The 9,989-nt window shown below is 46.6% G+C and carries 7 protein-coding genes and 1 pseudogene; 5 read left to right on the top strand and 3 right to left on the bottom strand.

What is annotated here, in order from left to right; genetic code table 11:
* Positions 1 to 9: 9 nt before the first annotated feature.
* Positions 10 to 1,710, bottom strand: coding sequence for a methyl-accepting chemotaxis protein (locus tag K5Q99_RS20505; RefSeq protein WP_220777973.1), 1,701 nt, complete (start codon positions 1,708 to 1,710; stop codon positions 10 to 12).
* A 247-nt stretch (positions 1,711 to 1,957) separates the two neighbouring features.
* Here K5Q99_RS20505 and K5Q99_RS20500 point away from each other — a divergent pair, with 247 nt between their 5' ends.
* The 4 genes from K5Q99_RS20500 (at position 1,958) to K5Q99_RS20485 (ending at position 6,492) form a co-directional block, all read left to right on the top strand.
* Positions 1,958 to 3,307 carry a cysteine desulfurase gene (locus K5Q99_RS20500; protein WP_220777972.1) on the top strand — a complete coding sequence of 450 codons (1,350 nt, stop codon included), beginning with the start codon at positions 1,958 to 1,960 and terminating at the stop codon, positions 3,305 to 3,307.
* A gap of 113 nt (positions 3,308 to 3,420) precedes the next feature.
* Positions 3,421 to 3,882, top strand: coding sequence for a SufE family protein (locus K5Q99_RS20495; RefSeq protein WP_220777971.1), 462 nt, complete (start codon positions 3,421 to 3,423; stop codon positions 3,880 to 3,882).
* A 187-nt stretch (positions 3,883 to 4,069) separates the two neighbouring features.
* Complete coding sequence (locus K5Q99_RS20490; RefSeq protein WP_220777970.1) at positions 4,070 to 5,236, top strand: membrane dipeptidase; 1,167 nt, start codon at positions 4,070 to 4,072, stop codon at positions 5,234 to 5,236.
* 83 nt (positions 5,237 to 5,319) lie between these two features.
* Positions 5,320 to 6,492: an AAA family ATPase gene (locus tag K5Q99_RS20485; protein ID WP_220777969.1), complete on the top strand. Its 1,173-nt coding sequence runs from the start codon at positions 5,320 to 5,322 to the stop codon at positions 6,490 to 6,492.
* Positions 6,493 to 6,519: 27 nt separating this feature from the next.
* On the opposite strand, the gene K5Q99_RS20480 is transcribed toward K5Q99_RS20485, so the two are convergent.
* Entirely contained in the window at positions 6,520 to 6,837 is a 318-nt protein-coding gene (locus K5Q99_RS20480) for a cupin domain-containing protein (RefSeq protein ID WP_220777968.1), read from the bottom strand.
* Between the two features lie 180 nt (positions 6,838 to 7,017).
* Between K5Q99_RS20480 and K5Q99_RS20475 the strand changes: the two are divergent.
* A pseudogene (locus K5Q99_RS20475) lies at positions 7,018 to 9,480 on the top strand (toxin-antitoxin system YwqK family antitoxin).
* A gap of 147 nt (positions 9,481 to 9,627) precedes the next feature.
* Here K5Q99_RS20475 and K5Q99_RS20470 read toward each other — a convergent pair.
* A partial coding sequence (locus K5Q99_RS20470; protein WP_220777967.1) for a PH domain-containing protein occupies positions 9,628 to 9,989 on the bottom strand: 362 nt, incomplete at its 5' end.

The raw sequence follows: 9,989 nt of genomic DNA, 5'->3' as shown, positions 1-9,989 counted from the left end.
ATTATATGACTAAACAGCGCGTACCTTAAACTGCTGCATGGTTTCCCTTAATGAGTTGGCCTGCTTAGACAGTGACTCACTGGCTTTCGCGGTTTCGTTAGCGCTGCTGAGTACCAACTCACCCGAATCACGAATCGCATTAATGCGCTCGCTAATATCCTCGGCGGTGACGGCTTGCTGCTCGCTTGCGGTCGCGACTTGAGAATTGGCCTGAGTCAGTTCAGTTAAGGCATCTAAAATCTCAAATAGGTGCTGCTTGGCTTGATTAACGAGCAGTGACGATTCACTGATTTGCTTATCGTTATTGGCGAAGGATTCAACTGAAGACTTAGCATCTTTCACGAGCGTTTGAATAAGATCGCTGATTTGCTGCGTGGCCGCTTGGCTACGAGTTGCCAACGACCGCACTTCTTCGGCGACCACAGCAAACCCACGACCTTGATCTCCCGCCCGCGCCGCTTCAATCGATGCATTCAAGGCCAACAAGTTCGTCTGCCCCGCTATCGCATCGACTACAGAGACAAAGTTGAGGATTTTTCCAGTACTCGCCTGAACCTGTTGAATAAGTTGATTAGAATACTGGGCGCTGGCAACTAACTGTTTGGAAATTTTTTCGCTCGCATCGACAACCTCGCAACTTTCTTTCACTTTATGCTCGGCTTGTCCCGCTGAGTACGAAGCGGTTTCGGCACTGCTCGCCACTTCAGTGATCGTTGCCGCCATTTGAGTCATAGAAGCGGCGACTTGGTCGGTATTATCTTGCTGTCTTAACATGGCCTCACGATTATTTTCGGCTACCGCATTAAGCTCAGTCACCATAGAGGCAATTTCTTCACTTCGAGCAATCACTTGGCCGACGGTTTTACTTAAGGTCCACGCCATTTGATTCATACTGACGGTGAGTTCGCCCAGTTCATCCTTAGAATCGACGCGCAGCTCTTGGTTAAAGTTTCCCTGTTCCATCTTAGCGGCAGAATTACGTAACCGATTGATAGATTTGACCATGTATTGACTGCAAGCGATGCCTATCAATAAGCCTATGACTAAAGACACGATAGAAATAATCGTTAAACCATAAATCGCCCTGAGCTCTTCATCTTCAGTCACAGAAACCGCGGTTTGAGTCATTTGCTCTAACCGCTCAACGAACTGTCTCAGCTCAGTATTAAACTCGTTTTGCGCGACCTCTAAGGATTCAACCCGCTTAGCTAAAACGGCGGGTTCTTCTTTTTGCTGAATTCCAGTGATCACAGTGGCAAGTAAAGCTTCATAATCACCAAAATGTTGAATGATCGTGCCAATATCTTGATTTAACTGCTGTGTTTTTTCATATAATTGCGGATTTTTAGCCTCTTTTAATGCCTCATTGAGCATAGACTGAGTCGAGAGTAACTCCTTATTAATATCTTCTTTACGCTGAATCACCTCCCCAATAAAAGCCGCTAAAATGGGCTGACTCGATGCGGCTTCAATATCCGCCGCACGAAACGCTTTTTCTAAAATGACCGAGCTTTCGAGCTGCTTAATGGTGACGTCGGTTGATAATCTCACTAACGGAATGTTTTCCTTTGCAATGCCTTGGATTTCCTCCGACACGCGCTGCATCTTCAACAAACTAAAACCAGACAAAATCAGGATCAGCATTAACATCACCCCAACGAGGGCGATCATTTTATGTTTAATCCGTAAGTCTTTTAAAAACTGCACCATAAAACGAATCTCCAGCAAACACAGATATCAAAGGATGTCCCATTGAGGATAGTCGCAGTTTTCACTTTAGGTGGTTGAATTAAGCATAAAGTATTAGCTGAATTTAAAAGAAAAACTTAAACATTAGAAAAATCGCATCATAGCTAAGCTCGATGATACGTTAGAGTCAACAAAGCGCTAAAACTTGCATTAACATGGCAGATCACAGAAGATCCCTTGGCCTTTTTCATTGCCTTTAGCCTCATTCATGACTCAAGCTGCATCACCTACGCCAAATACTGTGACTCACACAGCAACGAATACAATGGCCGACATTGAAACATCCCATGCCTCGGCGAATGCTGTGCCTGATACCACAGTGACACTTTGCTCATCAGAGGCAGAAAAGCAAAATGCTCAGATCCGGTCGCAATTCCCAGCGTTACATCAAATGCTTGATGACTATCCCTTGTGTTATCTTGACACCGCAGCCACCAGCCAGAAACCGCAAATGGTGTTAGATGCCATGGCGCAGTTTTACGCTAACGACAATGCCAATGTGCATCGCGCGGCGCACCAGTTATCGGCGCGCTCGACATTAAGTTATGAAAAAGTACGCGATCAACTGCAGCAATTTTTAAAGGCCGAACGCCGTGAAGAAATCATCTTTAGCCACGGCACCACAGAATCAATCAACTTAGTCGCCTTTGGACTCACTACACACGTAAGCGCAGGCGATGTAATATTAATCGACGCCGCCGCCCACCATGCCAATATCGTACCTTGGCAGGAACTGGCCAAACGCACGGGGGCAGTGATTAAGCCTATCCCTCTCGATCAAGCTTGCCGCTTAGATGTCAGCGCCTATAAAACTTTGCTCGAGTTAAAGCCAAAAATTGTCGCCCTATGCCACGTGTCCAACGCCCTAGGCACAGTTAATCCCGTGGCTCAGTTAGTTCAGCTAGCAAAAGCCCAAGGCGCAATAACCTTAGTTGATGGCGCGCAGGCAGTGGCGCATTTAACGCTGGATGTGACTGAAATAGGATGTGATTTTTATGTCTTCTCGGGGCATAAAATGTATGGTCCCACTGGTATTGGCGTGCTTTACGGCCGTTTCGACCTGTTAGATACTCTCGCGCCGCTATTAACTGGCGGCGAGATGATTAAACGCGTGAGTTTTGAAGCGACAGAATTTGGCAGCCTACCGAATCGCTTAGAAGCGGGCACGCCGCCAATTGCCGAAGTCATAGGTTTGGGCGCGGCCATTACATTTTTACAAGCCGAGCTCACGCCGCAAGTTCAAGCTTATGAAGCTGAATTAGTTAACTATTTACAAAGCCAATTGCGCGCGCTCGGCGAAGTGCATTTATACGGCGCCTTTGATGACAATATCGGTGTCGTCGCCTTTAATCTTGCCGATGAACATCATCAAGATGTGGGCATTTTGCTGGACCAACAAGGGGTTGCCGTGCGCTGCGGCCATCATTGTGCCATGCCATTAATGCAGAGTCTGAATCTTAAGGGCTGTTGCCGCGCCTCTATCGGTATCTACACCAATAAACACGATATCGACCGTTTTATTGCCGCGTTGGTCTCGGTAAAAGACTTGCTACTGTGATCCAGTCTTTAGCCACTGAACCACGCGACTCATGCGCTCAAGATAAGTTACGTTCAAGACAAGTTATGCTCAATAAAAGTTACGCTCAAATAAGTGAGACAGGATTTAGCCCTATGACAGATTCAACTAGCCCTATGACAGATTCGACTATGCCAAGCGAGGCCGATTTTCACTATTCAGTGCAAGATGCCGAGACCTTGCTGGCGCGCTTTACCAAGGCAGCAAACTGGCAGGAAAGATATCGCCAAATTATGTTGTTAGGGAAAGACTTACCGAGTTTAAGCCCAGAACTTCGCGTCGAAGCTGCTCAAGTAAAAGGTTGTGAAAGTGATGCGTGGATTTATCACCTCGAACAGGCTGGTAAACACTATTATTTAGCCGACAGCGATGCCCGCATCGTCAAGGGATTAATTGGCTTATTACTTGGCGCCTGCCATGGCAAAAGTCGCGCTGAGATCCAAGCATTTGATCCTGCAGCTTACTTCAAACAATTGGGACTAGAAGGCCAGCTCAGCCCATCACGCACCAACGGCCTTAACTCCCTCGCCAAAGCCATGCTTGAAGCCACTCGATAATCATAACCTTAGGGTTTCATTTACTGGCAAAAGTACTGGCACAAACGATAATGAACACAGCTCTGCAACAATAAATCATCATCACTCCAGCCTAGGGGCAAAGGCCAAAAAAGGGATTTAATCAAAGACTTCTACGCCCTAAAAAGGTATAAAGAAGTTACATTTGCGTTATTGATAGGAATCGAGCATGCCCATCAAGGCAGTCAATCACTACCGTCGTACACTCCTTAAAGGTCTTGGCGCAGCAACCCTGTTAAGCCCACTCGCCAGTTTACCTAGCTTTGCCGCCGCACAGAGGCGGATATATGTCGATGGTTTATCCTTCCTACCCGATGACTTAAGTGATGTAACCGCCGCTAAACTCGATGCCTATCTTTGCGATATTTCGGCGATTGAGACTATAGAACAAGCCGATGGCACTCAAAACTACAAACGCACCTATAAAGCCTGTATGGAAAGTATCAAGCAGGCCGCTAAACGGGTAAGCGAACATCCTGACATTTTGTTGCAAGGCCTGAGTGGACGAGATATTCAACGTGCTCGCGACAGCCAGCGCACTGCGGTGTTTTTTCAAATCCAAGGCGCTGATTGTGTCGAAGCAGACAGTGAAGCTAACCAGTGGGCACGGGTAGATGAGTTTCATCAACAAGGGCTACGCGTATTACAGCTCACCCACCACTATGGCAACACCTTCGCTGGTGGTGCGTTAGACAATGATACCAACGGCGGACTCAATCGGCCGCTCACCGCCAACGGACGCGAACTTATCGCCAAACTCAATCACGCCAATATCTTGGTCGATGTGAGTCACTCCAGCGCTCAAACCGCTTTAGATGTTGCAAAAATCACGAAATCTCCCATAGTGCAGAGTCACGGTGCGGCGCGCGGCATAGTAAACCATGCACGTTGTTCCCCCGATGAAGTGATCCGTGCCATCGGCGATAGCGGCGGCGTATTCGGCGTATTTATGATGAGCTTCTGGCTTACCAATAATGCCGTGCCTACGATCGATGACTATATTCGCCAGTTGGAATACGTATCGCGCGTCGGCGGTGTAGATAGCGTGGCAATCGCCAACGACTTCCCACTGCGCGGCCAAGAAAACTTGCTCGCTCTTAATAATGACAACGCCCAAGGCATTAAAGAATATCAAGAATGGTGGTACAGCTTAAGGGCGAAAGGCGTGCTAGGTTTCGATGCAGAGCCAAGGCATGTCGTGATCCCTGAGCTAAATCATATCGATCGCATGAGCCGTATCGATGATGCCTTAGCCAAGGCGCGCTTTAAAGCTACCGATCGCGACCGTTTCATGGGTGGTAACTGGCAACGCGTGCTCAATAAAGTACTAGTGTAAACGCCATTGTTTTATCGCTCTGTTTAATTTACGTTGTCGATAATTTTACTGGCTTATCTACCCGCTTCAGTCTTGGATATTCTATGCTGACCACACTCGCCATTTTCAATTATCGCTCTCTGCGTGAAATCGTCTTGCCCCTAGGGCAACTCAATTTGATCACTGGGGCGAATGGCAGTGGTAAATCTAATCTATACAAGGCGCTACGTTTACTCGCACAAACAGCACAAGGTGGCGTTGTCAATGCTTTAGCCCAAGAAGGCGGGCTCGACTCTAGCTTTTGGGCGGGGCCAGAAAACCTCACCAAAGGCATGTTAGCGGGCGACACCGCCATTGAAGCCACCGTCAGGCAAGCGCCGAAACGCTTAAAACTTGGCTTTGCCGGTGAGGACTTTAGCTATCTTATTGAACTCGGTTTGCCTAAACCCGACGTCACAACGCTATTTGGCTTAGATCCACAAATCAAGCGCGAAGCCATTTGGAACGGGCCTGAATATCGCCCCTCTACTGTGTTAGTCGAGCGCCCCGGTCCTATGGTGAAAAGCCGCAGTGCAAATGGACAAGGCTGGATAACCTTAGGTGCTCACCTGCAAACCGGCGACAGTATTTTTACTGAGCTTGCCGATCCAGAGCGCAGCCCTGAAGTGATCAAGCTTCGTGACAGTATCCGCGCATGGCGCTTTTACGATCACTTCAGAACCGATACCGAAGCCCCCGCAAGGCGACCACAATTAGGTACGACCACACCAGTATTGCACCACGATGGCCGTGATTTAGCCTCGGCAATCCAAACCATTTTTGAGATAGGTGACAAAGCCGCATTTGATCATGCGGTCAGTGATGCGTTTCCCGGTGCTAAAGTACGAATCGAGCCGCAAGCGGGCGGCATTTTAGTGCTCGCGTTTCATCAACATGGTTTATTAAGGCCACTCAATGCCAGTGAATTGTCGGATGGCACCTTGCGTTATTTGCTGTTAATCGCCGCCCTACTGACGCCAAGACCGCCAGAACTTATGGTGTTAAACGAGCCAGAAACCAGTCTGCATCCGGATTTATTGCCCGCACTTGCCCGCTTAATCGCTAAGGTGTCTAAGGATTGCCAGCTATGGGTGGTGTCCCACGCCAACAGGCTTATCAATGCTTTAAGTCAATTTGAACACTGCAATACCTTGGCCCTAGACAAAACCTTAGGTCAAACGCAGATCCAAGGCCAAGACCAGCTCAATACGCCCAGTTGGCTATGGCAGAATCGTTAGTCGGCTGTGTTAACTCGTTAGCCCTCATCAATCGTAAAATACCGCGAGCCATAGGGTTTCTGAACTTTTAGAAGTCGAAGCGACACGGTGTTTTTGATGGGGCACAATCGTTAAGTAATCACCTGGGGTTAGCGTAACGGGTTCACCTTGTTCAAATTCAAGCGTCGCCTCCCCTTTAAGTAACATCACCCATTCATGCTGAGTTTGATCGTACCATTGACCGTCAGGCGTAGCTTGCCCATTAGAAACGATGCGCTCTATGGTCACAGTGCTATTACCCGCCAGTTTTTCAAACACTTCCGCCGATAAATCTGTGGGTAATTTTGCAAAAAAGTTATCAAGCATTTTGTGTTTATTCCTCTGCTTTTATTCGCTCTATCTGCTGATTAAACAGTATTTTTAACAATCAAACATTGAGAAACGAAACTATTAACCGCTATGATATGCGCACTGAAATACTCAAGGTCCATGAGTATCCCTCAGATGAGCTTATTGTTTTACATATGGATATGGAGATTTCCCCTGATGTCGTTGTTTCGCGCACTCAAAGCCAAGTTATTCCCCTCAAGCCAAACTAGCCGCGATCCAAAAGACATTCAGCTTCAAACTGAATCACCTGTAGCCTGCCAAGAACAAGCGCTAACTCAGGCGCCGTCAGTCGCTGTACCGCTATTCCAGCGTCACTTCAGCTTAAAAATCTATGCGACAAAGGCAGACGCGACCGCTTGTGAAGAAAATGCCGACCACAACTTAACTCTCTATCACTACGATGCGCCCCAAGCAATAGAACTCTTAGGCTGGGAAAATGCTAATGAATGCTGCGAATTTCATCATACCGAATTTGACCGCCTTGAAATGGGCAATCAACTCCCGTTTCCAGAGCAACATTTTTGGCTCGGCACAGAAAAAGTCTGCAGTATCACAGCTCAAAAGAACCACCAGGAAACCACATTATGGCAGGTTGAACTTAACAATCGAGATGCTCTGTTAATAAGCCACTTTACGCTCGATGCAGACTATAAAGTACAAGGCGACATTCAAGATTACGCCAGCTTAACTGGCCAACTACATCGCACTTATCATCAACTCGATTCTGAAGACGGCGCGGGTATGCTCAGAATTGTCACCCAAACGCCCAATCTCACAGAAGCCGTTGACTCAAACTACTTTGGTGAACGTCATGGCGTTTCCCGCCAGTTCGACGCTCTGGGGACCTTGTTATTTGAAGGTAACTTTATTAATGATCAACAACTTGGACAGCAAGCTTGGTATGATCATGAGGGCAACATAACCCAGAGTGAAGAACGCAGTACGAGCGGCATATTAGTCAAACGCTATTACAGTAATGGGCAAGTCAGAGAGGATGCTGAACTTGATCGTGATGGCAACTACGTCAATACCTTGAGTCGCTATTATGAGTCTGGCAAACGCTGGCTGACTCGACCTATGCTGGCGAATAAAATCCACGGCATTGAATATATGTACTATGAATGTGGCGCCCTTCAGGCCGAACTGAGTCACGAGCATGGCAACTTAGTTAAAGAGGTATGGTTTCATCCTAATGGCCAGCTCAAACAAAAAATACTCGTCAATGACGCGGGCAAGAGCTTTGAAACCTTTTTTGAAAATGGTCAATTGTCATGGCGTGAGCAATTTAATCCGCAGGGGCTTATCTATGGTATTCGCCAAGAATGGCACCCTAATGGACAGCTCGCATTACAACTTAACTTCGACAACGGTCTCGCACAGGGAAATCGTGAAAAGTGGTACGCCAATGGCCAGCTTGAGGCAAAAATCCCATTTGAACAAGGTAAAGAGCAAGGCATGGCCTACTGGTACCATGACAATGGCCAACTGTCTCTCGAAATGTACCTAGAGAAAGGACTCAGGGAAGGCCTGTTTAAAAGCTATTACAAAAGTGGCGTGCTCTCGGCTGAAGGCCAATATAAAAATAACCTCTCGGTAGCCCCCTTTATCGAATATTACGAAAACCAGCAAGTTCAAATGTATTTACCGCACACCCAAGGCAACCGTGATGGCACTGCCCGCTGGTTTTACCAAGATGGCACGATACGCACTATCTCTGAGTATGAAGTGCGCGACGGCCAAGGCTACCTCAGAGAATCCAGTTTTTATAACAAAAAAGGGGTCCTCGAATCCTATCAAAGTCACTCAAATACCCGCTGTGGCTATCATCTTGAGAATAATCAAAGGGAATACTATCAAGAAGGTATTGCCGATACTCGCATCGAATACTATGAAGATGGCGCCATTCGCTGGTTGCTCACACGAACTCAAGGGGATTTATTTAGCTCTAAATCCTTGTCCCCTCAAGGTTTAATTCTAGAAACTGGCACAATTCAAATTATCGATGGCCGTTACCTCGATGTCGGCCATTGGCAACGGTTTACGCCCTAAGGACAAGTGTATCGCGAAGTCTGGCTAGATGAAGAAGGCCAGCTTATAGAAAGCCGTCACTACTTTGATTTTAATCAGTATCTATCGACTCAAGAAGATGACGAAGCAGAATGGGAAGACGCAGAGCCCCGTCATTATGGCTATGATGACTGTGATATCAGTGACTATGATGAAGACGATGATGCAGATTGGGAACATGACGGATTAAATGAACATTCAACTAACCACTTACACACAGCTAACCATAGCAGCAATAGCGCATATTTGTCCCGTCACAAGTATCACAGACCCAATGGCGATGCCACAGCGGATGTCGACGCCAAAGAGCCGATATTGTCTTACCACTTAAAATTTGACGACGAAAGTAAGCTTTATGCAATGAAGCGCTATCATCCCAATAGCCACATTGCCGAAGAAGGTAATTTACAGATCCAAGGAGAAGAACAATTCTGGGTCGGTATCCATAATCAATACGATGAGCAAGGTAAGCTCAAGCTCTCCGAAACCTACACTATGGCAGGAGAGCCGATAGAGCACACCACCAGCACGAATGCGATATTGTTAAATTAATCAATTTGATATGGATAATGTCAGTATCAATAGATATGAATGATGAGTTTAGATAATGTGGTAAGCCCTGATTTAAATTGGCTTACCTTATTTGTCTTAATCACCAACACCATCGAAGTAATAAAAATCTAGTTGCAACACTAAAAACTAAAGTGCAAAAGTGGCGATGGTCTTTTGAATACCGACGACATCCGTGCCACGCTTGAGTTCTTTAACTAAAGGTTCGCTCTGGCCTGAGATCCAGATTTTAAGCTCAGCATCTAAATCAAAATGGCCAGTGGTTTCCACTTCAAAATGGGTAATGGATTTATAGGGTATGGAATGGTAGGTGACCTTCTTGCCAGTAAGCCCCTGCTTATCAATTAAGATCAAACGTTTATTGGTGAAAATAAACAAATCGCGGATCACTTTGTAGGAGAGTTTTAATTCTTCTTGAATGCCCATAATAGGCCTTAATTCTTCGGCTAATTCCTGTAAATCAACCTCAGCAGCATTACCGAGTAAACCGT

Source organism: Shewanella hafniensis (assembly GCF_019655335.1).
GTDB lineage: Bacteria > Pseudomonadota > Gammaproteobacteria > Enterobacterales > Shewanellaceae > Shewanella > Shewanella hafniensis.
The sequence above is the reverse complement of the archived record's forward strand: the minus strand, read 5'-3'. Positions and strand labels throughout refer to the sequence as shown.

Coding starts and splice junctions, on each gene's coding strand:
- K5Q99_RS20505 (WP_220777973.1), bottom strand. CDS start 1,710: ATGGTGCAGTTTTTAAAAGACTTACGGATTAAACATAAAATGATCGCC.
- K5Q99_RS20500 (WP_220777972.1), top strand. CDS start 1,958: ATGACTCAAGCTGCATCACCTACGCCAAATACTGTGACTCACACAGCA.
- K5Q99_RS20495 (WP_220777971.1), top strand. CDS start 3,421: ATGACAGATTCAACTAGCCCTATGACAGATTCGACTATGCCAAGCGAG.
- K5Q99_RS20490 (WP_220777970.1), top strand. CDS start 4,070: ATGCCCATCAAGGCAGTCAATCACTACCGTCGTACACTCCTTAAAGGT.
- K5Q99_RS20485 (WP_220777969.1), top strand. CDS start 5,320: ATGCTGACCACACTCGCCATTTTCAATTATCGCTCTCTGCGTGAAATC.
- K5Q99_RS20480 (WP_220777968.1), bottom strand. CDS start 6,837: ATGCTTGATAACTTTTTTGCAAAATTACCCACAGATTTATCGGCGGAA.